At 74.5% G+C, this 220-nt stretch carries 1 protein-coding gene; it reads left to right on the top strand.

The features are described from left to right. Nucleotides 1–220 (top strand): acyltransferase domain-containing protein (locus tag IH61_RS42340; RefSeq protein WP_158845919.1); only part of this gene is annotated, 220 nt, incomplete at both ends.

The raw sequence follows: 220 nt of genomic DNA, 5'->3' as shown, positions 1-220 counted from the left end.
GATCGCGGCAGCGGCCGTGTCGGGGGCGTTGAGCCTGGACGACGCGGCGGCGGTGGTGGCCCTGCGCAGTAGGGCGATCCGGCTGATCGCGGGCGACGGTGGTATGGCCTCCGTGCCGCTTCCGGTGGCCGAGGTGGAGCGGCTGATCGCCCGGTGGGACGGCGAGTTGGAGGTCGCCGCCGTCAACGGCCCGTCCTCGACGGTGGTTTCGGGCACCGCC

Source organism: Streptomyces sp. NRRL WC-3742, from assembly GCF_000720635.1.
Taxonomy (GTDB): Bacteria; Actinomycetota; Actinomycetes; order Streptomycetales; family Streptomycetaceae; genus Kitasatospora.
Note: the sequence above shows the minus strand (reverse complement) of the source record. Positions and strands in the feature narration are given on the sequence as shown.